We start from the raw sequence: 24,702 nt of genomic DNA, 5'->3' as shown, positions 1-24,702 counted from the left end.
AATTTGCGAGGGCTTTATGGCTCGTACTACACCGATTAACCGCTACCGTAACATCGGTATCGTTGCTCACGTGGATGCTGGTAAAACCACCACCACCGAGCGCGTCCTTTTTTACACCGGCAAAAGTCACAAAATGGGCGAGGTGCATGATGGCGCCGCGACCACAGACTGGATGGTGCAGGAGCAGGAGCGTGGTATTACCATTACTTCTGCTGCTATCACCGCCTTCTGGAAAGGTTCCGAGAAGCAGTACCCGCACGAGCACCGCTTCAACGTTATCGATACCCCAGGCCACGTAGACTTCACCATTGAAGTTGAGCGTTCCCTGCGTGTGCTCGACGGCGCTGTCGTTGTGTTCTGTGGTACTTCGGGTGTTGAGCCTCAGTCGGAAACCGTATGGCGTCAGGCCAACAAATACGGCGTTCCACGTCTTGTTTACGTAAACAAGATGGACCGTGCTGGTGCCAACTTCCTGCGCGTGATCGCTCAGATCAAGCAGCGTCTGGGTCACACTCCGGTGCCGATCCAGTTGGCTATCGGTTCCGAAGACAACTTCCAGGGTCAGATCGATCTGATCAACATGCAAGCTGTCTACTGGAACGATTCCGACAAGGGCATGGTTCCTGTTCGCAAGGACATTCCTGCTGAATTGCTGGAAGAAGCCGAGAAGTGGCGCGGCAACATGGTTGAGGCTGCGGCCGAAGCCAATGAAGAGCTGATGAACAAGTACCTTGAGGGTGAAGAACTCACCAACGAGGAAATCAAGGCCGCTCTGCGTCAGCGTACCATCGCTGGTGAGATCGTTCTGGCTGTTTGCGGTTCTTCCTTCAAGAACAAGGGTGTTCCCCTGGTTCTCGACGCCGTTATCGACTTCCTGCCTGCTCCAACCGACATTCCTGCTATCAAGGGTTCCAACCCGGATAACGAGGAAGAGGAAATGGAGCGTCACGCAAGTGATGACGAGCCTTTCGCGGCTTTGGCGTTCAAGATCGCTACCGACCCATTCGTGGGTACCTTGACCTTTGTTCGAGTTTACTCGGGCGTGTTGGCCTCCGGCGACGGCGTGATCAACTCGGTAAAAGGCAAGAAAGAGCGCGTGGGTCGTATGGTGCAGATGCACGCAAACGCCCGTGAAGAAATCAAGGAAGTACGCGCTGGCGACATCGCGGCCTTGATCGGCATGAAGGACGTCACCACCGGTGAAACCTTGTGCAACGCTGACAAGCCAATCATCCTGGTTCGCATGGACTTCCCGGAGCCGGTTATTTCGGTCGCCGTTGAGCCTAAGACCAAGGACGACCAGGAAAAAATGGGTATCGCTCTGGGCAAGCTTGCTCAGGAAGACCCGTCTTTCCGCGTCAAGACTGATGAAGAGACTGGTCAAACGATCATCTCCGGCATGGGCGAGTTGCACCTGGACATCCTGGTTGACCGGATGCGCCGTGAGTTCAACGTCGAAGCCAACATCGGTAAGCCTCAGGTTTCCTATCGTGAGCGCATCACGAAGAACTGTGAAATCGAAGGCAAGTTCGTTCGCCAGTCCGGCGGTCGTGGCCAGTTCGGTCACTGCTGGATTCGTTTTGCACCGGCTGACGAAGGTCAGGAAGGTCTGCAATTCGTGAACGAAGTCGTAGGTGGTGTGGTTCCTAAGGAATACATCCCGGCGATCCAGAAGGGTATCGAAGAGCAGATGAAGAACGGCGTTGTTGCCGGTTATCCGCTGATCGGCCTGAAGGCAACTGTGTTTGATGGTTCTTACCACGACGTCGACTCCAACGAGATGGCGTTCAAGGTGGCTGCTTCCATGGCAACCAAGCAACTGGCCCAGAAGGGCGGTGGTGAGTTGCTCGAGCCGATCATGGCAGTAGAAGTCGTTACGCCTGAAGACTACATGGGTGATGTCATGGGCGACCTTAACCGTCGTCGTGGCATGATTCTGGGTATGGAAGATACGGTTTCCGGCAAGGTCATTCGTGCCGAGGTTCCGTTGGGTGAAATGTTCGGTTACGCGACCGACGTTCGTTCCATGTCTCAGGGTCGCGCAAGCTACTCTATGGAATTCAAAAAATACAATACAGCTCCGTCGCACATCGTCGAGACTGTTACTAAAAAGCAAGGCTGATTCAGCCCTTTAGGCAAGGAGTTAATTGTCGTGGCTAAAGAAAAATTTGATCGTTCCCTACCGCACGTCAACGTTGGCACCATTGGTCACGTTGACCACGGTAAAACCACTCTGACTGCTGCTCTGACTCGCGTCTGCTCCGAAGTTTTCGGTTCGGCCGTTGTTGCTTTCGACAAAATCGACAGCGCTCCGGAAGAAAAGGCTCGTGGTATCACCATCAACACCGCGCACGTTGAGTACAACTCTTCGATTCGTCACTACGCTCACGTTGACTGCCCAGGTCACGCTGACTACGTGAAGAACATGATCACCGGTGCTGCCCAGATGGACGGCGCGATCCTGGTTTGCTCGGCCGCTGATGGTCCGATGCCGCAAACCCGTGAGCACATCCTGCTGTCCCGTCAGGTAGGCGTTCCGTACATCGTTGTCTTCCTGAACAAGGCTGACATGGTTGACGACGCTGAGCTGCTGGAACTGGTTGAGATGGAAGTGCGCGACCTGCTGAGCACTTACGACTTCCCAGGTGATGACACTCCAATCATCATCGGTTCGGCTCTGATGGCTCTGAACGGCCAGGACGACAACGAAATGGGTACCACCGCTGTCAAGCGTCTGGTAGAAACTCTGGACAGCTACATCCCAGAGCCAGTTCGTGTTATCGACAAGCCGTTCCTGATGCCAATCGAAGACGTATTCTCGATCTCCGGTCGCGGTACTGTTGTGACTGGTCGTATCGAGCGCGGTATCGTCAAGGTTCAGGATCCACTGGAAATCGTAGGTCTGCGTGACACCACCGTCACCACCTGCACCGGTGTTGAAATGTTCCGTAAGCTGCTCGACGAAGGTCGTGCTGGCGAGAACTGCGGCGTTCTGCTGCGTGGTACCAAGCGTGACGACGTTGAGCGTGGCCAGGTTCTGGTTAAGCCGGGTTCGGTCAAGCCGCACACCAAGTTCGAAGCTGAAGTGTACGTTCTGAGCAAAGAAGAAGGCGGTCGTCACACTCCGTTCTTCAAAGGCTACCGTCCACAGTTCTACTTCCGGACCACTGACGTGACCGGTAACTGCGAACTGCCGGAAGGCGTTGAAATGGTAATGCCAGGCGACAACATCAAAATGGTTGTCACCCTGATCAAGACCATCGCAATGGAAGACGGTCTGCGTTTCGCTATCCGTGAAGGCGGTCGTACCGTCGGCGCTGGCGTCGTAGCCAAAATCATCGAGTAAGCTCTTTTTGAGTCAGCTTCGATGAGTTGAGAAAGCCCCCGCCCAGCGGGGGCTTTTTTATTGGGTTGACACCTATATGGGGCGTCTATAGAATTGCGCCTCCTTTTAACGGGCGTATTGCGCTCGGTGGGAATAGCAGCCGGAGTCTGAAATCCAATGCAAAATCAGCAAATCCGTATCAGGTTGAAGGCTTTTGACCATCGCCTGATCGACCAATCCACCCAGGAAATCGTGGAAACCGCGAAACGTACTGGTGCTCAAGTGCGTGGTCCAATTCCACTGCCTACCCGTAAAGAGCGGTTCACCGTTCTGGTCTCCCCGCACGTCAACAAAGACGCGCGTGACCAGTACGAGATCCGTACTCATAAGCGCGTTCTGGACATCGTCCAGCCAACGGATAAAACCGTTGATGCACTTATGAAGCTCGATCTTGCGGCCGGTGTGGAAGTGCAGATCAGCCTCGGCTAAGACTCGGTCTTAGTCGTGTAACGCTCTGAAATGGGCGGCCATAGCGGGTGAAAGCCCCGTACACTCATGAGGTTTACAACATGACTATTGGTGTAGTCGGTCGTAAATGCGGTATGACCCGTATTTTCACCGAAGAAGGTGTCTCCATTCCGGTCACGGTCATTGAGATCGAGCCGAATCGCGTCACCCAGTTCAAAACTGAAGAGACCGATGGCTATCGTGCAGTGCAAGTCACTGTCGGCGAGCGTCGCGCTTCGCGTGTAACAGCAGCTCAGGCTGGCCACTTCGCCAAGGCGAACGTTGCCGCTGGTCGTACCGTAATGGAATTCCGCCTTGAAGAAGGCGAGTACCAGGCCGGCGATCTGATCAACGCTGAAATCTTCGCCGCTGGTCAACTGGTTGATGTAACCGGTCAGTCCAAGGGTAAAGGCTTCCAGGGTACGATCAAGCGTTGGAACTTCCGCGGGCAAGATAACACCCACGGTAACTCCGTATCCCACCGCGTTCCAGGCTCTATCGGCCAGTGCCAGACTCCTGGTCGTGTATTCAAGGGCAAAAAAATGTCCGGTCATATGGGCGCTGAGCGCGTGACCGTGCAGTCCCTCGAAGTAGTGCGCGTGGACGCTGAACGCAATCTGTTGTTGGTCAAGGGCGCTGTTCCTGGCGCTACTGGCGGCAACTTGGTTGTACGTCCAGCAGCCAAGGCTCGCGGTTAAGGGGAAGCTGACATGCAATTAAATGTAAATGACGCTCAAGCGATCGAAGTTTCCGAACTGACATTTGGCGGCGAATTCAACGAGACGCTGGTTCACCAAGCAGTCGTGGCCTACATGGCTGGCGGCCGTCAAGGTAGCAAGCAGCAAAAGACCCGTTCCGACGTTTCTGGTGGCGGTAAGCGCCCATGGCGTCAGAAAGGTACTGGCCGTGCTCGTGCCGGTACTATCCGTAGCCCAATCTGGCGTGGCGGCGGTACCACTTTCGCAGCTCGTCCTCAGGATCACTCCCAAAAGCTGAACAAGAAGATGTATCGCGCAGCAATGCGTTCCATCCTTGCTGAGCTGGTGCGTACTGATCGTCTGGTCGTGGTTCAGGACTTCGCTGTTGAAGCACCGAAAACCAAAGATCTGCTGAACAAGCTGAACGGCATGGGCCTGACTGACGTCCTGATCGTGTCTGACGCTGTTGATCAGAACCTGTACCTGGCTGCTCGCAACCTGCCGCACGTCGATGTTCGTGACGTTCAAGGTTCCGATCCGGTCAGTCTGATCGCATACGACAAGGTGTTGATCACCGTGTCGGCCGTGAAGAAATTCGAGGAGCTGCTGGGATGAACCAGGAACGCGTATTTAAAGTTCTGCTTGGCCCGCACGTTTCCGAGAAGGCTACGGTTCTGGCAGACAAGAAAGGCCAGTTCGTTTTCAAGGTTGCGACTGACGCAACCAAGCTGGAAATCAAGAAGGCCGTCGAAAGCCTGTTCAGCGTGAAAGTAGAGCGCGTGACTACCCTGAACGTACTGGGTAAAAGCAAGCGCACTGCTCGCGGTCTGGGCAAGCGTAATGACTGGAAGAAGGCAGTTATCTCCCTTCAGCCAGGCCAAGATCTCGATTTCAGCAGCAGTGCTGAGTAAGGAAGGGGTGCATCATGGCAATCGTTAAATGCAAACCGACTTCCCCTGGCCGCCGTTTTGTGGTCAAGGTGGTCAACCAGGAGCTGCATAAAGGCGCTCCTCACGCACCGCTGCTCGAGAAAAAATCGAAGTCTGGTGGTCGTAACAACAATGGCCGTATTACCACGCGTCACATCGGTGGTGGTCATAAGCAGCATTATCGTCTGGTCGACTTCCGTCGCAACGACAAGGATGGCATCGCTGCCACCGTCGAGCGTATCGAATACGATCCAAACCGTACTGCTCACATCGCTCTGCTGCTGTACGCAGATGGCGAGCGTCGCTACATCATCGCCCCTAAAGGCGTGAGCGCTGGCGACCAGCTGATCGCAGGTGCCCTGGCACCGATCAAGCCGGGCAACGCTCTGCAACTGCGTAACATTCCAGTTGGTAGCACCGTACACGGCATCGAATTGAAGCCAGGTAAAGGCGCACAGATCGCTCGTTCCGCTGGTGCTTCGGCTCAGCTGATCGCTCGTGAAGGTGTCTACGTGACCCTGCGTCTGCGTTCTGGTGAGATGCGTAAAGTACTGGCTGAATGCCGTGCGACCCTGGGCGAAGTCTCGAACTCCGAGCACAGCCTGCGTTCGTTGGGTAAAGCTGGTGCCAAGCGCTGGCGTGGCGTTCGCCCAACCGTTCGTGGTGTTGCCATGAACCCGGTTGACCACCCACATGGTGGTGGTGAAGGTCGTACCTCTGGTGGTCGTCATCCGGTATCGCCATGGGGCTTCCCGACTAAGGGCGCGAAGACTCGTGGTAATAAGCGTACCGACAAAATGATCGTCCGTCGTCGCAAGTAAATAGAGGGATACGACAGTGCCACGTTCTCTGAAAAAAGGTCCTTTTATTGATCTTCACCTACTGAAGAAGATCGAAGTGGCGGCGGAAAAGAACGATCGCAAACCAGTTAAGACCTGGTCGCGTCGTTCGATGATCCTGCCACAAATGGTCGGTCTGACCATCGCAGTACACAACGGTCGTCAACACGTCCCAGTTCTCGTTAACGAAGACATGGTCGGCCACAAACTGGGCGAGTTCGCCGGTACCCGCACTTATCGTGGGCACGTGGCAGACAAGAAAGCCAAGCGTTAAGGGGTTAGGAAATGGAAGTAGCCGCTAAGTTGTCGGGCGCTCGAATCTCCGCCCAGAAAGCCCGCTTGGTCGCCGACCAGATCCGCGGGAAGAAGGTGGGCGAAGCGCTCAACCTGTTGGCTTTCAGCAGTAAGAAAGCCGCCGAGATCATGAAGAAAGTGCTGGAGTCGGCCGTAGCCAACGCCGAGCATAACGAAGGCGCAGACGTTGATGACCTGAAGGTCAGCACCGTTTTCGTCAACGAAGGGCGTTCGCTGAAGCGCATCATGCCACGTGCCAAAGGCCGTGCTGATCGCATCGTCAAGCGGTCTTGCCATATCACTGTCAAGGTTGCTGACAAGTAACGGAGTCGAAGAGATGGGTCAGAAAGTACATCCCATTGGCATTCGCCTGGGAATCGTCAAGGAGCACACCTCCGTCTGGTACGCAGACGGTCGGACTTATGCGGACTACTTGTTCGCTGATCTGAAGGTGCGTGAGTATCTCCAAGACAAACTAAAAAGCGCGTCCGTAAGCCGTATCGATATCCATCGTCCGGCGCAGACTGCACGTATCACCATCCACACCGCTCGTCCAGGTATCGTTATCGGGAAGAAAGGTGAAGATGTTGAGAAGCTGCGTCAGGACCTGACCAAGCAAATGGGTGTGCCTGTGCACATCAATATCGAAGAGATCCGCAAGCCGGAGCTCGACGGTATGCTGGTTGCGCAGAGCGTAGCTCAGCAGCTGGAGCGTCGCGTCATGTTCCGTCGCGCTATGAAGCGCGCTGTACAGAACGCAATGCGCATTGGTGCCAAAGGCATCAAAATCCAAGTGAGCGGTCGTCTCGGCGGTGCTGAAATCGCACGTACTGAATGGTATCGCGAAGGTCGTGTGCCACTGCACACCCTGCGTGCCGACATCGACTATGCCAACTACGAAGCTCACACCACTTACGGTGTGATCGGTGTAAAGGTTTGGATCTTCAAAGGCGAAGTAATTGGTGGTCGCCAAGAAGAACTGAAACCACAAGCACCAGCGCCTCGTAAAAAAGCTGCTAAGTAAGGGGTACGCCAAATGTTGCAACCAAAGCGTACGAAGTTCCGCAAGCAGATGACCGGCCACAACCGTGGCCTGGCATTGCGCGGTAGCAAAGTCAGCTTCGGCGAGTTCGCGCTGAAGTCTGTTGCTCGTGGTCGTCTCACCGCTCGTCAGATCGAGTCAGCGCGTCGTGCTCTGACCCGTCACGTAAAACGTGGCGGCAAGATCTGGATCCGTGTATTCCCGGACAAGCCTGTCACCAAGAAGCCACTCGAAGTTCGGATGGGTAAAGGTAAGGGTAACGTGGAGTACTGGGTTGCCCAGATTCAGCCAGGCAAAGTCCTGTATGAAATCGAGGGTGTTTCTGAAGAGCTGGCGCGTGAGGCTTTCGCCCTGGCTGCTGCAAAGCTGCCGCTCGCCACCTCCTTTGTTAAACGGACGGTGATGTGATGAAAGCGAATGAACTTCGTGAAAAATCAGCACAGCAGCTGAACGAGCAACTGCTCGGCCTGCTGCGCGACCAGTTCAATCTGCGTATGCAGAAAGCAACTGGCCAGTTGGGGCAGTCTCATCTGCTCTCGCAAGTTAAGCGTGACATCGCTCGCGTGAAAACTGTGCTCAACCAGCAGGCAGGTAAGTAATCATGGCTGAAGCCGAAAAAACTGTCCGTACGCTGACTGGCCGTGTTGTCAGCGACAAGATGGACAAAACCATCACCGTTCTGATCGAGCGTCGCGTTAAGCACCCGATCTACGGTAAATACGTTAAGCGTTCGACTAAGCTGCACGCGCACGACGAAACCAATCAGTGCCACATCGGCGACAAAGTCACTATTCGTGAAACTCGTCCTTTGGCCAAGACCAAGTCTTGGGCGCTGGTTGATGTTCTCGAACGCGCTGTGGAAGTCTAAGGACTAGGGGTCGGAGAAATTATATGATTCAGACTCAATCCATGCTCGATGTGGCCGATAACAGCGGCGCTCGCCGTGTTATGTGCATCAAGGTGCTGGGTGGCTCCCATCGTCGTTACGCTGGTATCGGTGACATCATCAAAGTTACCGTCAAGGAAGCAATTCCTCGCGGTAAGGTGAAAAAAGGCCAAGTGATGACTGCTGTTGTAGTCCGCACTCGCCATGGTGTTCGTCGTGCTGACGGCTCCATCATCCGCTTTGATGGCAACGCTGCTGTTCTGTTGAACAACAAGCAAGAGCCGATCGGCACCCGTATCTTTGGGCCAGTGACCCGTGAGCTTCGTACCGAGAAGTTCATGAAGATCGTCTCGCTCGCCCCAGAAGTGCTGTAAGGAGATCCGACATGCAAAAGATTCGTCGTGACGACGAGATCATCGTGATCGCCGGCAAAGACAAAGGTAAGCGCGGTAAGGTGCTGAAGGTTCTTGCTGACAACCGTCTGGTTGTGGGTGGTCTGAACCTGGTCAAGCGTCATACCAAGCCTAACCCGATGTCGGGCGTACAGGGCGGTATCGTCGAGAAAGAAGCGCCACTGCACGCTTCCAACGTCGCCATCTTCAACGGCGAAACCAACAAGGCTGACCGCGTTGGTTTCAAAGTAGAAGACGGTAAGAAAATTCGTGTCTTCAAGTCGACCCAAAAAGCGGTTGATGCTTGAACACTGCTAGGTAGAAGACCATGGCACGACTAAAAGAGATTTACCGGAAGGAAATCGCACCGAAACTTAAGGAAGAACTTAAGCTTTCGAACGTGATGGAAGTTCCGCGCGTTACCAAAATCACCCTGAACATGGGTCTGGGCGAAGCGATCGGCGACAAAAAAGTCATCGAGCACGCTGTTGCTGACCTGGAAAAGATCACCGGCCAGAAAGTCGTCGTGACCTACGCTCGGAAATCCATCGCTGGCTTTAAAGTCCGTGAAGGTTGGCCGATCGGCGTCAAAGTGACCCTGCGCCGTGAGCGTATGTACGAGTTCCTGGATCGTCTGCTGTCGATCTCCCTGCCTCGGGTTCGCGACTTCCGCGGCCTGAATGCCAAGTCCTTCGATGGTCGTGGCAACTACAGCATGGGCGTTAAAGAGCAGATCATTTTCCCGGAAATCGATTACGACAAGATCGACGCTCTCCGCGGTCTGGACATTACCCTGACCACCACTGCTCGGACGGATGACGAAGGTCGCGCACTGCTGCGCGCTTTCAAATTCCCGTTCCGCAACTGATTGGAGTAGGAAAATGGCCAAGAAGAGCATGAAGAACCGTGAGCTGAAGCGTCAGCTCACCGTTGCCAAGTACGCCACCAAGCGTGCAGCGCTGAAAGCTATCATCGTTGATCTGAACGCAAGTCCAGAAGCGCGTTGGGAAGCTACCGTAGCCCTGCAGAAGCAGCCACGTGACGCAAGCGCCTCGCGCATGCGTAACCGCTGCCGCCTGACTGGTCGTCCGCACGGCGTGTACCGCAAGTTCGGCCTTGGCCGTAACATGTTGCGTCAAGCTGCAATGCGTGGTGACGTTCCAGGCCTGGTTAAAGCCAGCTGGTAAGCACTGTCAAAGTCACGGCGTTCGAGGTCGCAAGATCCTGACCGCCGGTGACCTTGAACTTGAATCAAGCCCCTATTGGGGCTTGATTCATTTGTGGGGTGTGTCTAGAATACCCGGCTCGCCTGAGCCCGTGTTTTTATTGCACGGATGCGCTCGGCGACACGTACTAGCCGAAAGGCTAATTTTTTGTGTATTAGGAGCGTCTAGCCCATGAGTATGCAGGACCCGTTAGCGGACATGCTAACTCGTATCCGTAATGCCCAGATGGCTGAAAAGTCCGTCGTAAGCATGCCATCTTCCACGTTGAAGGTAGCTGTTGCCAAAGTCCTGAAGGACGAAGGTTACATTGCGGGTTATCAGATCAGCAGCGAAATCAAGCCTCTGCTGTCCATCGAGCTGAAGTACTTCGAAGGCCGTCCGGTCATCGAGGAAGTGAAGCGCGTTAGTCGTCCAGGCCTGCGTCAGTACAAGTCCGTCGATGATCTGCCAAAAGTTCGTGGCGGTCTCGGTGTGTCTATCGTCTCCACCAACAAGGGTGTGATGACGGATCGTGCTGCGCGCGCTGCCGGTGTCGGCGGCGAAGTTCTTTGCACTGTGTTCTAAGGGGGGATAAGCATGTCACGCGTCGCTAAGAACCCCGTTAAGCTGCCAGCCGGTGTCGAAGTCAAATTCGCAGGCCAACAGCTTTCGGTGAAGGGTGCCAAGGGCACTCTGCAACTGAACATCCATTCGTCCGTCGAGATCGTTGAAGAAGCTGGTGAGCTGCGTTTCGCTGCTCGCAATGGCGATCAACAGACTCGCGCAATGGCTGGTACCACTCGTGCGTTGGTAAACAACATGGTCCAAGGCGTAAGCCAAGGCTTCGAGCGCAAGCTCCAGCTGGTCGGTGTTGGTTACAAAGCGCAAGCAAAAGGCACAGTGCTGAACCTGGCTCTTGGCTTCTCGCATCCAGTGGATTATGAACTGCCGGAAGGCATCACCGCTGAGACTCCTAGCCAGACCGATATCCTGATCAAGGGCATCGACAAGCAGCTGGTAGGTCAAGTGGCCGCCGAGATCCGCGACTTCCGTCCACCAGAGCCGTACAAAGGCAAAGGTGTGCGCTACGCGGACGAAGTCGTCCGTCGTAAAGAAGCCAAGAAGAAGTAGGGCATAGCAAATGACCGACAAAAAAGTTACTCGACTGCGTCGCGCTCGCAAAGCACGCCTGAAAATGCACGAACTCGAAGTCGTGCGTCTCTGCGTGTTCCGCTCGTCGCAGCACATCTACGCCCAGGTCATTTCGGCCGACGGCAACAAAGTCCTGGCAAGTGCCTCGACTTTGGATAAAGAACTGCGTGATGGCGCCACTGGCAACATCGACGCGGCCACTAAGGTTGGCCAGCTGGTCGCTACGCGTGCTAAAGCCGCTGGCGTCTCGCAGGTGGCTTTCGACCGCTCTGGCTTCAAGTACCACGGCCGCGTCAAGGCGCTGGCTGATGCTGCTCGTGAAGCTGGGCTGGAGTTCTAAGTTATGTCAAATAACGACCAAAAGCGCGACGAAGGCTACATCGAGAAGCTGGTTCAAGTTAACCGCGTAGCCAAAACCGTTAAAGGCGGCCGTATCTTCACTTTCACTGCGTTGACCGTAGTGGGTGATGGTAAAGGCCGTGTTGGCTTCGGCCGTGGCAAGTCGCGTGAAGTGCCTGCTGCGATCCAGAAGGCAATGGAAGCTGCTCGCCGCAACATGATCCAGGTTGATCTGAACGGCACCACTCTGCAGTACGCAATGAAGTCCGCCCATGGCGCTTCGAAGGTGTACATGCAGCCTGCTTCTGAAGGTACCGGTATCATCGCTGGCGGCGCTATGCGTGCTGTCCTCGAAGTTGCTGGCGTTCAGAACGTTCTGGCCAAGTGCTACGGCTCGACTAACCCAGTAAACGTGGTTCACGCCACTTTCAAGGGTTTGAAAGCAATGCAGTCTCCTGAATCCATTGCCGCCAAGCGTGGCAAAAGCGTCAAGGAGATCTTCTGATCATGGCTACCGTAAAAGTTACGCTGATCAAAAGCATGACCGGCCGCATCCCTAACCACAAACTGTGCGTTAAGGGTCTGGGTCTGCGTCGCATCGGTCACACTGTAGAAGTCCTGGATACTCCCGAGAATCGCGGGATGATCAACAAGGCTTACTACATGCTGCGTGTCGAGGGTTAATCGATGAAACTCAATGATCTGAGTCCAGCGCCGGGTTCCCGTCGCGAAAAGCATCGTCCGGGCCGTGGTATCGGTAGTGGTTTGGGCAAGACCGGTGGCCGTGGCCACAAAGGTCAGACCTCCCGCTCCGGTGGCACCATTGCTCCAGGCTTTGAAGGCGGTCAACAGCCGCTGCATCGTCGCCTGCCGAAGTTCGGTTTCGTTTCCCTGAAAGCCATGGACCGCGCAGAAGTGCGTCTGTCCGAGCTGGCCAAAGTGGACGGCGACATCGTCACCGTGCAGTCCCTGAAGGATGCCAACGTGATCAACCAGAACGTTCAGCGTGTGAAAATCATGCTGTCGGGCGAAGTTGCTCGTGCTGTCACCATCGGAAAGGGAATCGGCGCCACCAAAGGTGCGCGTGCGGCTATCGAAGCAGCTGGCGGCAAGTTCGAGGAATAAATGGCTAAGCAAGGTGCTCTCTCTGCGCTCGGCAAAGGCGGTATGTCTGAACTCTGGGCTCGTCTGCGTTTTCTGTTCCTGGCGATTATCGTCTACCGAATAGGCGCACACATCCCGGTTCCAGGTATCAACCCGGACCGACTCGCGGACCTGTTTCGACAGAATGAGGGGACCATTCTTAGCTTGTTCAACATGTTTTCCGGCGGCGCGCTGGAGCGGATGAGCATCTTTGCACTGGGGATCATGCCGTACATTTCGGCATCGATCATCATGCAGCTGATGTCCGCTGTCAGCCCGCAGTTGGAGCAGTTGAAGAAGGAAGGTGAAGCTGGCCGTCGCAAGATCAGCCAGTACACCCGCTACCTCACTGTCGTCCTCGCTCTCGTCCAGGCCGTTGGCATGTCCATCGGCTTGGCGGGGCAGGGCGTAGCGTTCACTGGTGACTTTGGCTTCCATTTCGTTGCGGTAACCACTTTTGTGGCGGGCGCGATGTTCATGATGTGGCTGGGTGAGCAGATTACTGAGCGTGGTGTTGGCAACGGTATCTCGATGTTGATCTTCGCAGGTATCGTCGCCGGTCTTCCGAGAGCGATCGGGCAGTCTTTCGAGTCTGCGCGTCAGGGTGATATCAACATCTTCGCCCTGGTTGCCATCGGTTTGCTGGCAGTAGCGATTATCGGTTTCGTGGTGTTCATTGAGCGTGGCCAGCGTCGTATTGCTGTTCACTACGCCAAGCGTCAGCAGGGCCGCAAGGTGTTTGCTGCGCAGACCAGCCACTTGCCGTTGAAGGTGAACATGGCCGGCGTTATCCCGGCTATTTTCGCGAGCAGCATCTTGCTGTTCCCGGCTTCGTTGGGTGCCTGGTTCGGCCAGTCTGAAGGTATGGGCTGGTTGCAGGACATCTCGCAGTCGATCGCTCCTGGTCAGCCGTTGAATATTCTGCTGTTTAGTGCAGGGATTATTTTCTTCTGCTTCTTCTATACGGCGTTGATGTTCAATCCGAAAGACGTAGCGGAAAACCTGAAGAAGTCCGGTGCCTTTATTCCGGGCATCCGTCCAGGTGAGCAGTCGGCGCGCTACATTGATGGCGTTCTGACTCGTTTGACCTTGTTCGGTGCTCTTTACATGACGGCCGTCTGCTTGCTTCCCCAGTTTCTGGTGGTTGCGGCAAACGTACCGTTCTACCTTGGCGGGACCTCGTTGCTGATCGTGGTCGTGGTTGTGATGGACTTCATGTCCCAAGTACAATCGCACCTCGTTTCGCACCAGTACGAATCCCTGATGAAGAAAGCCAACCTGAAGGGCTACGGCAGCGGCATGTTGCGCTGAGTAGCGTCCATAAGGTTCGAGGAGTTGGTGATGAAAGTTCGTGCATCGGTGAAAAAGCTGTGCCGTAACTGCAAGATTATTCGCCGCGAAGGTGTTGTTCGGGTAATTTGCAGCGCGGAACCGCGTCACAAACAGCGCCAAGGCTGAGTGTGATTGTGCTTTAAGCCCGGCAGCTAGTGCGCTGCCGGGTTGATTATTTGTTATTACAGCGATATTATCTCGCGCCCTATTTCTTGGCTTCCGGGGCGTAGGTAGCTGTCAATTGGAGTCCCACTGAATGGCCCGTATTGCAGGCGTCAACATTCCAGATAACAAGCATACTGTTATCTCGCTGACCTACATCTATGGTGTTGGTCGCACTACTGCACAGAAAATTTGTGCGGTGGCTGGGGTCAACCCAGCGGCAAAGATCAAAGATCTGAGCGACGAGCAGATCGAACAGCTGCGTGGCGAAGTGGCGAAGTTCACCACTGAAGGTGACCTGCGTCGCGAAATCAACATGAAAATCAAGCGCTTGATGGACCTCGGTTGCTATCGCGGTCTGCGTCATCGTCGTGGTCTGCCAGTACGCGGTCAGCGTACCAAGACCAACGCGCGTACCCGTAAAGGTCCGCGTAAGCCGATCCGCAAGTAATCGCCCCAGCGAATCGACAGGAATTTAATCATGGCAAAACCTGCTGCTCGTCCTCGTAAAAAAGTTAAAAAGACAGTGGTTGATGGCATCGCCCACATCCATGCTTCTTTTAACAACACCATCGTGACCATTACCGACCGTCAAGGTAACGCTCTTTCCTGGGCTACCTCCGGTGGTTCGGGTTTCCGCGGTTCCCGCAAGTCCACCCCGTTCGCTGCTCAAGTAGCTGCTGAGCGTGCTGGTCAAGCTGCGCTGGAATACGGCCTGAAAAACCTCGACGTCAACGTCAAGGGTCCAGGTCCAGGTCGTGAATCCGCAGTCCGCGCTTTGAACGGCTGTGGCTACAAGATCGCCAGCATCACCGACGTGACGCCAATCCCGCACAACGGGTGCCGTCCGCCGAAGAAGCGCCGCGTGTAATCCAGGAGATTGTAAAGAATGGCTCGTTACATTGGTCCAAAATGCAAACTCGCTCGTCGCGAAGGCACCGATCTTTTTCTGAAGAGCGGCGTGCGCGCGATCGAATCGAAGTGCAACATTGAAGCAGCACCTGGTATCCACGGCCAACGCCGCGGTCGCCAGTCCGACTACGGCACCCAACTGCGTGAAAAGCAGAAGGTCCGTCGTATCTACGGCGTTCTCGAGCGTCAATTCAGCGGCTACTACAAAGAAGCAGCTGGCAAGAAAGGCGCAACCGGCGAAAACCTGTTGCAACTGCTCGAATGCCGTCTGGACAACGTTGTATACCGTATGGGTTTCGGTTCTACTCGTGCCGAATCCCGTCAGCTGGTATCGCACAAGTCGATCAGCGTTAACGGTCAGACCGTAAACGTTCCGTCCTACCAGGTTCGTGCTGGTGACGTGGTTGCTGTTCGCGAGAAAGCAAAGAACCAACTTCGCATTGTCCAAGCTCTCGATCTGTGTGCCCAACGTGGCCGCGTAGAATGGGTAGAAGTAGACACTGAGAAGAAGTCGGGCGTTTTCAAGAACGTTCCTGCTCGCAGTGATCTGTCCGCCGACATCAACGAAAGCCTGATTGTCGAGCTCTACTCCAAGTAAGGGCTAGAAAATAGGTGCATCCATGCAGATTTCGGTAAATGAGTTCCTGACACCCCGCCATATTGATGTGCAGGTTGTCAGTCCAACCCGCGCCAAGATCACGCTCGAGCCTCTCGAGCGTGGTTTCGGCCACACCCTGGGCAACGCGCTGCGCCGCATCCTGTTGTCCTCAATGCCCGGCTGTGCAGTAGTCGAGGCCGAGATTGACGGTGTGCTCCACGAGTACAGCGCCATCGAAGGTGTACAGGAAGACGTAATTGAAATCCTGTTGAACCTTAAAGGTCTGGCTATCAAGCTGCACGGTCGTGACGAAGTTACGCTGACCTTGTCGAAGAAGGGTTCGGGGGTGGTTACCGCTGCCGATATTCAGCTGGATCATGATGTCGAGATCGTTAACCCCGATCACGTAATCGCTAACCTGGCGTCTAACGGCGCCCTGAACATGAAGCTCACCGTAGCTCGTGGTCGTGGTTATGAACCGGCAGACTCGCGTCAGAGCGATGAAGACGAAAGCCGCAGCATCGGTCGCTTGCAGCTTGACTCTTCGTTCAGCCCGGTTCGCCGTATCGCATACGTGGTGGAAAACGCCCGTGTCGAACAGCGTACCAACCTGGACAAGCTGGTTATTGATCTGGAAACCAACGGTACCCTGGATCCTGAAGAGGCTATCCGCCGCGCTGCAACCATCCTGCAACAGCAGTTGGCTGCGTTCGTCGACCTCAAGGGTGACAGTGAGCCAGTGGTTGTCGAGCAGGAAGACGAGATCGATCCGATCCTGCTTCGCCCGGTTGACGATCTGGAACTGACTGTACGTTCGGCTAACTGCCTTAAGGCGGAAAACATCTACTACATCGGCGACCTGATTCAGCGTACCGAAGTAGAGCTGTTGAAGACTCCGAACCTTGGCAAGAAATCCTTGACTGAAATCAAGGACGTTCTGGCCTCCCGCGGTCTGTCCCTCGGCATGCGCCTCGACAACTGGCCGCCTGCAAGTCTTAAGAAGGACGACAAGGCGACTGCCTGATCGTCGTAATCACCGAACGTTGTGTTTGGTAAGGAATGAACCATGCGTCATCGTAAAAGTGGTCGTCACCTGAGCCGCACCAGCTCGCACCGCAAGGCCATGTTCCAAAACATGGCGGTGTCGCTGTTCGAGCACGAGCTGATCAAAACTACACTGCCGAAAGCCAAAGAACTGCGTCGCGTTGCTGAGCCGCTGATCACTCTGGCCAAGACAGATAGCCTGGCTAACCGCCGTCTGGCTTTCGACCGTACTCGTTCGAAAGCTATCGTTGGTAAGCTCTTCAACGACCTGGGCAAGCGTTACGCTACCCGTGAGGGTGGCTACCTGCGCATCCTCAAGTGCGGTTTCCGCGCTGGCGACAACGCGCCTATGGCGTACGTCGAGTTGGTTGATCGTGCTACCAGCGGTGAAGCTGTATCCGCTGAGTAAGTCGGCAACATACAAAAAACCGGGCCTTGTGCCCGGTTTTTTGTTGCCTGGAGAAAAGCCGGTTGGCCGTTTCGCCTGGCTTGGCTATCGGCAAGTGGTCGGTCTTAGATAATGACTATCGATGTCCATGATTTAATGAATTTGGATACTGTCACTAACATGATCGATACTCCTTTCCAGCCGATTAGCCGGCAGTTTGAAGACCGACCTAGGAAGATTGAGCATGAGCCAGATCAAAACGCTTACGACCGCCAGCGGCGCTCCAGTCGCCGATAACCAGAACTCTCGCTCCGCCGGCCCGCGCGGCCCGTTGCTGCTCGACGACTTTCACTTGATCGAGAAGCTTGCTCACTTCAACCGCGAGAACATCCCCGAGCGTCGTGTGCATGCCAAAGGGTCGGGCGCCTACGGCACCTTTACCGTCACCCAGGACATCACCCAGTACACCAGCGCCAAGCTGTTCGAGTCGATCGGCAAGCAGACGCCTACCTTCCTGCGGTTTTCCACCGTGGGTGGCGAGCGTGGTTCGGCCGACACTGAACGCGATCCGCGCGGTTTTGCCTTGAAGTTCTATACCGAGGAAGGCAACTGGGACATCGTCGGCAACAACACGCCGGTATTCTTCATCCGTGATCCATTGAAGTTTCCAGATTTCATCCACACCCAGAAGCGTCTGCCGCAAAGCAACCTGAAAAGTGCCCAGGCGATGTGGGATTTCTGGTCGCATTCGCCTGAGGCGCTGCACCAGGTCACCATCCTGTTTTCCGACCGCGGCATTCCGGATGGCTACCGCCACATGCACGGCTTCGGCAGCCATACCTACAGCCTGATCAATGCACAAGGTGAGCGGCACTGGGTGAAGTGGCACTACAAGACCTTGCAGGGCATCAAGAACCTCGCGCCAGCAGAAGCGGCACGCCTGGCGGGCACCGACCCGGATTATGCCCAGCGTGACCTGTTCGAGGCCATCGAGCGCGGTGACTTCCCGAAATGGCGCGTCTGCATCCAGATCATGAGCGAGGGCCAGGCCGCGGCGCATTACGAGAACCCGTTCGACGTGACCAAGACCTGGTCGCAGAAAGAATTCCCGTTGATCGAAGTGGGCGAACTCGAACTCAACCGCAACCCGCTGAACTACTTCGCTGAAGTCGAGCAGGCGGCATTTGGCCCGAGCAACATGGTGCCAGGGGTTGGCCTCTCGCCGGATCGCATGCTGCAGGGCCGGGTCTTCGCCTACGCCGATGCCCACCGCTACCGTGTGGGCACCAATCACCAGCAATTGCCGGTGAATGCGCCGCGTAGTCCGGTCAACACCTACCAGCGCGACGGCGCCATGGCGTTTGGCAGCAATGGCGGGGCGGCACCGAACTACGAACCCAACAGCTATGTAGAGGCGCCGAAGCAGGCCCCGCGTTACGCGGAGCCGGCGCTGGCCCTCAGTGGCGCGGCGGATCGTTATGATCATCGCGAAGACACCGACTACTACAGCCATGCCGGTGCGCTGTTCCGCTTGATGAACGATGAGCAGAAAGCCCTGCTGATCAACAATATCGCTGGCGCGATGGGCGGTGTCTCGGCGGACGTAGTGGACCGTCAACTGCAGCATTTCTACAAAGCAGATGCTGCTTATGGGGAAGGTATCGCGAAGGCGTTGGGCGTAGCGCTTAACTAAGTCTAAACGAGAAGCAGAACCGCCCTCATTAGGGCGGTTTTTGCGTTATTTAGCTTGGTTTTCTCAGATTTTCTTCGCTTTTATTGCGTTGAGGCAGTGACCTTGCGGTCAGCTTGGTTCAAACTACAACCTTTAAAAGCTTGTGGAGATGTAGGGCGATGCAAGGTCACCCAGACGTAATCGATTACCTCAACACGTTGCTGACCGGCGAGCTGGCAGCCCGTGATCAATATTTCATCCATTCGCGGATGTACGAGGATTGGGGTTTTACCGAGCTCTACGAACGTATCAACCACGAGATGGAAGAAGAGACCCAGCACGCCGATGCACTGATGCGCCGGATCCTGATGCTCGAAGGCACACCGCGCATGCGTGCCGATGACCTGGATGTCGGGACCACCGTACCGGACATGCTCGCCGCCGACCTGCGCCTGGAATACAAAGTCCGCGCTGCGCTGTGCAAAGGCATCGAACTCTGCGAGAAGCACAGCGACTATGTGACTCGCGAAATCCTGCGTGTCCAGCTCAACGACACCGAAGAAGATCACACTTACTGGCTGGAAAAGCAGTTGGGGTTGATCAAGCTGATCGGGTTGGAGAACTACCTGCAATCGCAGTTCTGATGTATCCATTGTGGGAGCGAGCTTGCTCGCGATAGCGGTGGATCAGCCAGCAAAAACGTGACTGATATACCGCTATCGTCGGATCGCCGCCCGGAGCAAGCTCGCTCCCACAGGGAAACAACAAAAAGCCCCTGCCATCGATGAGATGACAGGGGCTTTTTCGTGCCCGGGGTGAAATCAGTCCCGATCACGCTCCAGCAGCGGCTTGAGGTAGTAACCCGTGTGGGACTGCTTCATCTCGGCCACTTGTTCCGGCGTTCCCACGGCGATGATCTGGCCGCCTTTGGAACCGCCTTCCGGTCCCAGGTCCACCAGCCAGTCGGCGGTCTTGATCACGTCCAGGTTGTGTTCGATCACCACCACGGTGTTGCCGTGGTCGCGGAGGCGGTGCAGCACGTCGAGCAATTGCTGGATATCGGCGAAGTGCAGGCCAGTGGTCGGCTCGTCGAGGATATACAGGGTCTTGCCGGTATCGCGCTTGGACAACTCGCGGGACAACTTGACCCGCTGGGCTTCACCGCCGGACAAGGTCGTCGCCGACTGCCCGAGCTTGATGTACGAAAGCCCTACATCCATCAGGGTCTGGAGCTTGCGCGCCAGGGCCGGTACCGCGTCGAAGAACGCCCGAGCCTCTTCGATGGTCATCTCGAGGGTTTCGTGGATGTTCTTGCCCTTGTATTTGATCTCCAGGGTTTCGCGGTTGTAGCGCTTGCTCTTGCACACGTCGCACGGCACGTAGATGTCGGGGAGGAAATGCATTTCCACCTTGATCAGGCCATCGCCCTGACAGGCCTCGCAGCGCCCGCCCTTGACGTTGAACGAGAAACGCCCCGGGCCGTAGCCCCGTGAACGGGACTCCGGCACGCCGGCGAACAGTTCGCGGATCGGGGTGAACAGCCCGGTATAGGTCGCCGGGTTGGAGCGCGGTGTGCGGCCAATCGGGCTTTGGTCGATGTCGACCACCTTGTCCAGGTGTTCCAGGCCCTTGATGCTGTCGTGAGCGGCCGCCTCCAGGGTGGTGGCACCGTTCAAGGCCGTGGCACTGAGGGGGAACAAGGTGTTGTTGATCAGCGTCGACTTGCCGGAGCCAGACACGCCAGTGACACAGGTCAGCAGGCCAATGGGGATTTCCAGGTCGACATTACGCAGGTTGTTGCCGCGAGCCCCCTTGAGGGTCAGCGACAGCTTCTTGTTGCGCGGAGTGCGTTTGGCCGGGACCTTGATCTTGACCCGGCCCGACAGGTATTTGCCCGTCAACGAGTCAGGGTGCGCCATGACTTCGGCGGCGGTGCCCTGGGCGACGATGTGTCCGCCATGCACGCCTGCACCCGGGCCGATGTCCACCACGTAGTCGGCCAAACGGATGGCGTCCTCGTCGTGCTCGACCACGATCACCGTGTTGCCGATGTCCCGCAGGTGCTTCAGGGTTCCGAGCAACCGGTCGTTATCTCGTTGGTGCAAGCCGATGGATGGCTCGTCGAGGATGTACATCACCCCCACCAGGCCGGCGCCGATCTGGCTGGCGAGGCGGATACGCTGGGCTTCGCCGCCGGACAGGGTGTCGGCACTGCGGTCGAGGGTCAGGTAGTCCAGGCCGACGTTCACCAGGAACTGCAGGCGCTCGCGGATTTCCTTGAGGATCTTGTCGGCGATTTCGCCGCGACGGCCGGTGAGTTTCAGTCCACCGAAATAATCGGTGGCGTCGCCAATGGGCAGGTTGGTCACCGCCGGCAGCGTCTTCTCGCCAACCCACACATGCCGCGCTTCGCGACGCAAACGGGTACCGCGGCAATCGGGGCAGGGCTGGGTGCTGAGAAACTTGGCCAGTTCTTCGCGCACGCTGGCCGATTCGGTCTCGCGGTAGCGGCGCTCCAGGTTCGGCACGATGCCTTCGAACGGATGGGAGCGCTTGACGATATCGCCGCGGTCGTTGAGGTATTTGAAATCGACATTCTGCGAGCCGCTGCCGTGCAGGATGAATTTCTGCTGGTCGGCGGGCAATTCGTTGAACGGCTTGTCCAGGCTGAACTTGTAATGGGCCGCCAGCGAACCGAGCATCTGGAAGTAATAGACGTTGCGCCTGTCCCAGCCGCGAATCGCCCCTTCCGCCAGGGTCAGTTCGCCATTGACCAGTCGCTTGGTGTCGAAGAACTGCTTGACCCCCAGGCCGTCGCAGGTCGGGCAGGCGCCGGCCGGGTTGTTGAAGGAGAACAGCTTGGGTTCCAGCTCGCTGATGGCATGGCCGCAGATCGGGCAGGCGAAGCGTGCGGAGAAAATGATCTCTTCGCCGGGTTCGTCGTCCATCGGTGCGACCAGGGCGATGCCGTCGGCCAGTTTCAGGGCGGTCTCGAAGGACTCGGCCAGGCGCTGTTGCAAGTCGGCGCGGACCTTGAAGCGGTCAACCACCACATCGATCGAGTGCTTCTTCTGTTTATCCAGCTTCGGCAACTCGTCCAGTTCGCACAGCTTGCCGTTGACCCGGGCCCGCACGAAGCCCTGGGCGCGCAGCTCTTCGAAAACCATCAGGTGTTCGCCCTTGCGCTCGCGAATCACCGGCGCCAGCAACATCAGCTTGCTGCCTTCCGGCTGGGCCAGCACCAGGTCGACCATCTGGCTGACGGTCTGGGCTTCCAGGGGAATGTCGTGATCGGGGCAACGGGGGATACCGACCCGCGCATACAGCAAGCGCAGGTAATCGTAGATCTCGGTGATGGTGCCGACCGTCGACCGGGGGTTATGGGAGGTCGACTTCTGTTCGATGGAAATGGCCGGCGACAGGCCTTCGATGGTGTCGACGTCGGGTTTTTCCATCATCGACAGGAACTGCCGGGCGTAGGCCGACAGCGATTCGACATAGCGGCGCTGGCCTTCAGCGTACAGCGTGTCGAAGGCCAGGGATGACTTGCCGGATCCGGACAGGCCGGTGATGACGATCAGCTTGTCCCGTGGCAGGGTCAGGTCGATGTTCTTCAGGTTGTGGGTACGGGCCCCACGAATCAGGATCTTGTCCAAAGTGGCCTCGCTCGGCGGGCGTCGAAAACGTAGGAGTATACGGGCAAATACTGGATGGATGCACACTATTGAGGACGCGATTGCGGCCATACATGAAGACTGCGCGGCAAACGGTCGCCATATACCCTCTCAATCGATGGGACTGGTAGAATCGCCGCCGGTTCACATGAGGTTTTTCCATGCAAGATCCCCACAGCGAACGCATGAGTCGTGGCGAGACCCGCGCAGCGAGCGGTCTGGCCCTGGTGTTCGCCTTTCGTATGCTGGGCATGTTCATGGTGTTGCCGGTGCTGGCGACCTATGGCATGGACCTGGCGGGCGCGACGCCGGCCCTCATCGGCTTGGCGATCGGCGCCTATGGCCTGACCCAGGCGATCTTCCAGATCCCGTTCGGGATCATTTCCGACCGCATCGGCCGGCGCCCGGTCATCTACCTGGGGCTGATCGTCTTCGCCCTCGGCAGCGTGCTGGCGGCCAATGCCGACTCGATCTGGGGCGTGATCGCCGGACGCATCCTACAAGGTGCCGGGGCTATTTCCGCGGCCGTCATGGCACTGCTGTCAGATTTGACCCGCGAACAACATCGCACCAAGGCCATGGCCATGATCGGCATGACCATTGGTCTGTCGTTCGCCGTGGCCATGGTGGTCGGCCCCTTGCTGACCCGTGCCTTTGGCTTGTCAGGCCTGTTCCTGGCGACCGGCGCCATGGCCCTGGTGGGAATCCTGATCGTGGCGTTCATGGTGCCGCGCGCCACCGGGCCGCTGCAGCATCGCGAGTCGGGGGTGGCGCGCCAGGCATTGATCCCGACGCTCAAGCACCCGGACCTGTTGCGCCTGGACCTGGGCATCTTCGTGCTCCACGCCATGCTGATGTCCAGCTTCGTCGCCTTGCCGCTGGCCCTGGTCGAAAAAGCCGGCCTGCCCAAGGAGCAGCACTGGTGGGTCTACCTGACGGCGCTGGTGATTTCGTTCTTCGCCATGATTCCCTTCATCATCTATGGCGAGAAACGACGCAAAATGAAACGAGTTTTGCTCGGCGCCGTCGTGACGCTGATGCTCACTGAGCTATTCTTCTGGCAGTTCGGCGATAGCTTGCGAGCCTTGGTGATCGGCACGGTGGTGTTCTTCACCGCGTTCAATCTGCTGGAAGCATCGCTGCCGTCGCTGATCAGCAAGGTTTCACCAGCGGGCGGCAAGGGCACGGCGATGGGGGTCTACTCCACCAGCCAGTTCCTGGGCTCGGCGTTGGGCGGGATCCTCGGCGGCTGGTTGTTCCAGCATGGCGGTTTGTCGGTTGTGTTCCTGGGATGCGCCGCGCTGGCTGCACTTTGGCTAGCCTTTGCTGTTACCATGCGCGAACCTCCCTATGTGACGAGCCTGCGCTTGCCCTTATCGCCCGAGGCGATTCGTGAGGCTGGCCTGACCGAGCGTCTGAAGGCCGTCGTTGGAGTAACCGATGCAGTGGTGGTCGCCGACGAGGCGGCCGTATACATCAAACTGGACACCGAATTATTGGATCGCGCGACGCTCGAGCGCCTGGTGAACAACCCGGCCCCGACTACGTGCGAAGCCTAGGAGAACGTTATGGCCCGTGGGGTTAACAAAGTCATATTGGTCGGTACTTGCGGCCAGGATCCCGAAGTTCGCTACCTGCCGAACGGCAACGCCGTGACCAACCTGAGTCTGGCGACCAGCGAACAGTGGACCGACAAGCAGACCGGCCAGAAGGTCGAGAAGACCGAATGGCACCGCGTGTCGATGTTCGGCAAGGTGGCCGAGATTGCCGGCGAATACCTGCGCAAGGGGTCGCAGGTGTACATCGAAGGCAAGCTGCAGACCCGCGAGTGGGAAAAAGACGGCATCAAGCGCTACACCACCGAAATCGTGGTGGACATGCAAGGCACCATGCAGTTGCTCGGTGGCCGTCCGCAGGGCGACCAGCAGCAAGGTGGCAACAACTACCAGCAGTCGGCTCCGGCCCCGCGCCAGCAGGCACCTCGTCCACAGTCGGCACCACAGCCACAACGCGAGCGCCCGGCCCCACAACAGGCCGCGCCGCAGCCGGCTCCGGATTTCGACAGCTTTGATGACGATATTCCGTTCTGACCTGCCTAGGACTCAGTGGTATTGGTCGATGAGGCTCCTCACTCGCTGATACCTCAAGTTCGAAAAAACCCTCTTCGCT

The 24,702-nt window shown here is 56.8% G+C and carries 35 protein-coding genes; 34 read left to right on the top strand and 1 reads right to left on the bottom strand.

Features of this window, described 5'->3' with window-relative positions:
* Window positions 1-16: 16 nt before the first annotated feature.
* The 32 genes from fusA to bfr all read left to right on the top strand — a co-directional run bounded on the left by fusA (window position 17) and on the right by bfr (window position 19,503).
* Window positions 17-2,122 carry an elongation factor G gene (fusA, locus tag J3P85_RS26610; protein WP_053125865.1) on the top strand — a complete coding sequence of 702 codons (2,106 nt, stop codon included), beginning with the start codon at window positions 17-19 and terminating at the stop codon, window positions 2,120-2,122.
* A gap of 30 nt (window positions 2,123-2,152) precedes the next feature.
* Entirely contained in the window at window positions 2,153-3,346 is a 1,194-nt protein-coding gene (gene tuf, locus J3P85_RS26605) for an elongation factor Tu (protein WP_003186071.1), read from the top strand.
* Window positions 3,347-3,502: 156 nt separating this feature from the next.
* Window positions 3,503-3,814 (top strand): 30S ribosomal protein S10, encoded by a 312-nt coding sequence (rpsJ, locus tag J3P85_RS26600; RefSeq protein WP_003186070.1) that lies wholly within the window; start codon window positions 3,503-3,505, stop codon window positions 3,812-3,814.
* 80 nt (window positions 3,815-3,894) lie between these two features.
* Window positions 3,895-4,530, top strand: coding sequence for a 50S ribosomal protein L3 (rplC, locus tag J3P85_RS26595; protein WP_003186059.1), 636 nt, complete (start codon window positions 3,895-3,897; stop codon window positions 4,528-4,530).
* A gap of 12 nt (window positions 4,531-4,542) precedes the next feature.
* Window positions 4,543-5,145 carry a 50S ribosomal protein L4 gene (gene rplD, locus J3P85_RS26590; RefSeq protein ID WP_003186057.1) on the top strand — a complete coding sequence of 201 codons (603 nt, stop codon included), beginning with the start codon at window positions 4,543-4,545 and terminating at the stop codon, window positions 5,143-5,145.
* On the top strand, window positions 5,142-5,441 hold the full coding sequence (rplW, locus tag J3P85_RS26585; protein ID WP_002555488.1) for a 50S ribosomal protein L23: 300 nt from the start codon (window positions 5,142-5,144) through the stop codon (window positions 5,439-5,441). Before rplD ends, rplW begins: the two co-directional genes overlap by 4 nt.
* A 14-nt stretch (window positions 5,442-5,455) precedes the next feature.
* Complete coding sequence (rplB, locus tag J3P85_RS26580; RefSeq protein WP_003186055.1) at window positions 5,456-6,280, top strand: 50S ribosomal protein L2; 825 nt, start codon at window positions 5,456-5,458, stop codon at window positions 6,278-6,280.
* A 16-nt stretch (window positions 6,281-6,296) separates the two neighbouring features.
* Window positions 6,297-6,572: a 30S ribosomal protein S19 gene (gene rpsS / locus J3P85_RS26575; RefSeq protein WP_002555486.1), complete on the top strand. Its 276-nt coding sequence runs from the start codon at window positions 6,297-6,299 to the stop codon at window positions 6,570-6,572.
* Window positions 6,573-6,583: 11 nt separating this feature from the next.
* Window positions 6,584-6,916 (top strand): 50S ribosomal protein L22, encoded by a 333-nt coding sequence (gene rplV / locus J3P85_RS26570; RefSeq protein WP_003103908.1) that lies wholly within the window; start codon window positions 6,584-6,586, stop codon window positions 6,914-6,916.
* 13 nt (window positions 6,917-6,929) lie between these two features.
* Entirely contained in the window at window positions 6,930-7,616 is a 687-nt protein-coding gene (gene rpsC / locus J3P85_RS26565) for a 30S ribosomal protein S3 (protein ID WP_003176422.1), read from the top strand.
* 12 nt (window positions 7,617-7,628) lie between these two features.
* Window positions 7,629-8,042, top strand: coding sequence for a 50S ribosomal protein L16 (rplP, locus tag J3P85_RS26560; RefSeq protein WP_003186052.1), 414 nt, complete (start codon window positions 7,629-7,631; stop codon window positions 8,040-8,042).
* Window positions 8,042-8,233, top strand: a complete 192-nt coding sequence (gene rpmC, locus J3P85_RS26555; protein WP_002555481.1) for a 50S ribosomal protein L29 — start codon at window positions 8,042-8,044, stop codon at window positions 8,231-8,233. Before rplP ends, rpmC begins: the two co-directional genes overlap by 1 nt.
* Before the next feature lie 2 nt (window positions 8,234-8,235).
* Window positions 8,236-8,502 (top strand): 30S ribosomal protein S17, encoded by a 267-nt coding sequence (gene rpsQ, locus J3P85_RS26550; RefSeq protein ID WP_003176419.1) that lies wholly within the window; start codon window positions 8,236-8,238, stop codon window positions 8,500-8,502.
* A 23-nt stretch (window positions 8,503-8,525) separates the two neighbouring features.
* Window positions 8,526-8,894 (top strand): 50S ribosomal protein L14, encoded by a 369-nt coding sequence (gene rplN, locus J3P85_RS26545; RefSeq protein WP_002555479.1) that lies wholly within the window; start codon window positions 8,526-8,528, stop codon window positions 8,892-8,894.
* 11 nt (window positions 8,895-8,905) lie between these two features.
* Window positions 8,906-9,220, top strand: coding sequence for a 50S ribosomal protein L24 (rplX, locus tag J3P85_RS26540; RefSeq protein ID WP_003186046.1), 315 nt, complete (start codon window positions 8,906-8,908; stop codon window positions 9,218-9,220).
* A gap of 20 nt (window positions 9,221-9,240) precedes the next feature.
* Window positions 9,241-9,780 (top strand): 50S ribosomal protein L5, encoded by a 540-nt coding sequence (gene rplE / locus J3P85_RS26535; RefSeq protein ID WP_003186044.1) that lies wholly within the window; start codon window positions 9,241-9,243, stop codon window positions 9,778-9,780.
* Window positions 9,781-9,793: 13 nt separating this feature from the next.
* Window positions 9,794-10,099 (top strand): 30S ribosomal protein S14, encoded by a 306-nt coding sequence (gene rpsN / locus J3P85_RS26530; RefSeq protein WP_003186042.1) that lies wholly within the window; start codon window positions 9,794-9,796, stop codon window positions 10,097-10,099.
* A 210-nt stretch (window positions 10,100-10,309) separates the two neighbouring features.
* Window positions 10,310-10,702: a 30S ribosomal protein S8 gene (gene rpsH / locus J3P85_RS26525; protein ID WP_003186040.1), complete on the top strand. Its 393-nt coding sequence runs from the start codon at window positions 10,310-10,312 to the stop codon at window positions 10,700-10,702.
* Between the two features lie 12 nt (window positions 10,703-10,714).
* Window positions 10,715-11,248 carry a 50S ribosomal protein L6 gene (rplF, locus tag J3P85_RS26520; RefSeq protein WP_003186039.1) on the top strand — a complete coding sequence of 178 codons (534 nt, stop codon included), beginning with the start codon at window positions 10,715-10,717 and terminating at the stop codon, window positions 11,246-11,248.
* A gap of 10 nt (window positions 11,249-11,258) precedes the next feature.
* Complete coding sequence (gene rplR, locus J3P85_RS26515) at window positions 11,259-11,609, top strand: 50S ribosomal protein L18 (protein WP_003186037.1); 351 nt, start codon at window positions 11,259-11,261, stop codon at window positions 11,607-11,609.
* 3 nt (window positions 11,610-11,612) lie between these two features.
* Window positions 11,613-12,113 carry a 30S ribosomal protein S5 gene (rpsE, locus tag J3P85_RS26510; RefSeq protein WP_003186035.1) on the top strand — a complete coding sequence of 167 codons (501 nt, stop codon included), beginning with the start codon at window positions 11,613-11,615 and terminating at the stop codon, window positions 12,111-12,113.
* 2 nt (window positions 12,114-12,115) lie between these two features.
* Window positions 12,116-12,292 (top strand): 50S ribosomal protein L30, encoded by a 177-nt coding sequence (rpmD, locus tag J3P85_RS26505; RefSeq protein WP_003186033.1) that lies wholly within the window; start codon window positions 12,116-12,118, stop codon window positions 12,290-12,292.
* 3 nt (window positions 12,293-12,295) lie between these two features.
* Window positions 12,296-12,733, top strand: coding sequence for a 50S ribosomal protein L15 (gene rplO, locus J3P85_RS26500; RefSeq protein WP_003186032.1), 438 nt, complete (start codon window positions 12,296-12,298; stop codon window positions 12,731-12,733).
* The gene (gene secY, locus J3P85_RS26495) at window positions 12,734-14,062 is read left to right on the top strand and encodes a preprotein translocase subunit SecY (protein WP_018612224.1); all 1,329 of its coding nucleotides are present in this window, start codon (window positions 12,734-12,736) and stop codon (window positions 14,060-14,062) included.
* A 30-nt stretch (window positions 14,063-14,092) separates the two neighbouring features.
* Window positions 14,093-14,209, top strand: a complete 117-nt coding sequence (gene rpmJ, locus J3P85_RS26490) for a 50S ribosomal protein L36 (protein ID WP_002555468.1) — start codon at window positions 14,093-14,095, stop codon at window positions 14,207-14,209.
* 130 nt (window positions 14,210-14,339) lie between these two features.
* On the top strand, window positions 14,340-14,696 hold the full coding sequence (rpsM, locus tag J3P85_RS26485) for a 30S ribosomal protein S13 (RefSeq protein ID WP_003194635.1): 357 nt from the start codon (window positions 14,340-14,342) through the stop codon (window positions 14,694-14,696).
* A gap of 30 nt (window positions 14,697-14,726) precedes the next feature.
* The gene (gene rpsK, locus J3P85_RS26480) at window positions 14,727-15,116 is read left to right on the top strand and encodes a 30S ribosomal protein S11 (protein ID WP_002555466.1); all 390 of its coding nucleotides are present in this window, start codon (window positions 14,727-14,729) and stop codon (window positions 15,114-15,116) included.
* Between the two features lie 18 nt (window positions 15,117-15,134).
* Window positions 15,135-15,755, top strand: coding sequence for a 30S ribosomal protein S4 (gene rpsD / locus J3P85_RS26475; RefSeq protein WP_003176404.1), 621 nt, complete (start codon window positions 15,135-15,137; stop codon window positions 15,753-15,755).
* 22 nt (window positions 15,756-15,777) lie between these two features.
* A complete protein-coding gene (locus J3P85_RS26470) occupies window positions 15,778-16,779 on the top strand; it encodes a DNA-directed RNA polymerase subunit alpha (protein ID WP_003186012.1) in 1,002 nt (333 codons plus the stop codon).
* A gap of 42 nt (window positions 16,780-16,821) precedes the next feature.
* Window positions 16,822-17,208, top strand: a complete 387-nt coding sequence (gene rplQ / locus J3P85_RS26465; protein WP_003186009.1) for a 50S ribosomal protein L17 — start codon at window positions 16,822-16,824, stop codon at window positions 17,206-17,208.
* A 223-nt stretch (window positions 17,209-17,431) separates the two neighbouring features.
* Window positions 17,432-18,880, top strand: coding sequence for a catalase (locus J3P85_RS26460; protein WP_434704087.1), 1,449 nt, complete (start codon window positions 17,432-17,434; stop codon window positions 18,878-18,880).
* Between the two features lie 158 nt (window positions 18,881-19,038).
* On the top strand, window positions 19,039-19,503 hold the full coding sequence (bfr, locus tag J3P85_RS26455) for a bacterioferritin (RefSeq protein WP_434704086.1): 465 nt from the start codon (window positions 19,039-19,041) through the stop codon (window positions 19,501-19,503).
* Window positions 19,504-19,680: 177 nt separating this feature from the next.
* Here bfr and uvrA read toward each other — a convergent pair whose 3' ends face one another.
* On the bottom strand, window positions 19,681-22,515 hold the full coding sequence (gene uvrA, locus J3P85_RS26450) for an excinuclease ABC subunit UvrA (RefSeq protein WP_186729629.1): 2,835 nt from the start codon (window positions 22,513-22,515) through the stop codon (window positions 19,681-19,683).
* Between the two features lie 179 nt (window positions 22,516-22,694).
* Between uvrA and J3P85_RS26445 the strand changes: the two genes are divergently transcribed.
* Window positions 22,695-24,092, top strand: coding sequence for an MFS transporter (locus J3P85_RS26445; RefSeq protein ID WP_186707728.1), 1,398 nt, complete (start codon window positions 22,695-22,697; stop codon window positions 24,090-24,092).
* Window positions 24,093-24,101: 9 nt separating this feature from the next.
* Window positions 24,102-24,623 (top strand): single-stranded DNA-binding protein, encoded by a 522-nt coding sequence (locus tag J3P85_RS26440; protein WP_003206078.1) that lies wholly within the window; start codon window positions 24,102-24,104, stop codon window positions 24,621-24,623.
* Window positions 24,624-24,702 lie beyond the last annotated feature (79 nt).

Source organism: Pseudomonas sp. Z1-12, from assembly GCF_051132015.1.
Lineage (GTDB): Bacteria > Pseudomonadota > Gammaproteobacteria > Pseudomonadales > Pseudomonadaceae > Aquipseudomonas > Aquipseudomonas zanjanensis.
Note: the sequence above shows the minus strand (reverse complement) of the source record. Positions and strands in the feature narration are given on the sequence as shown.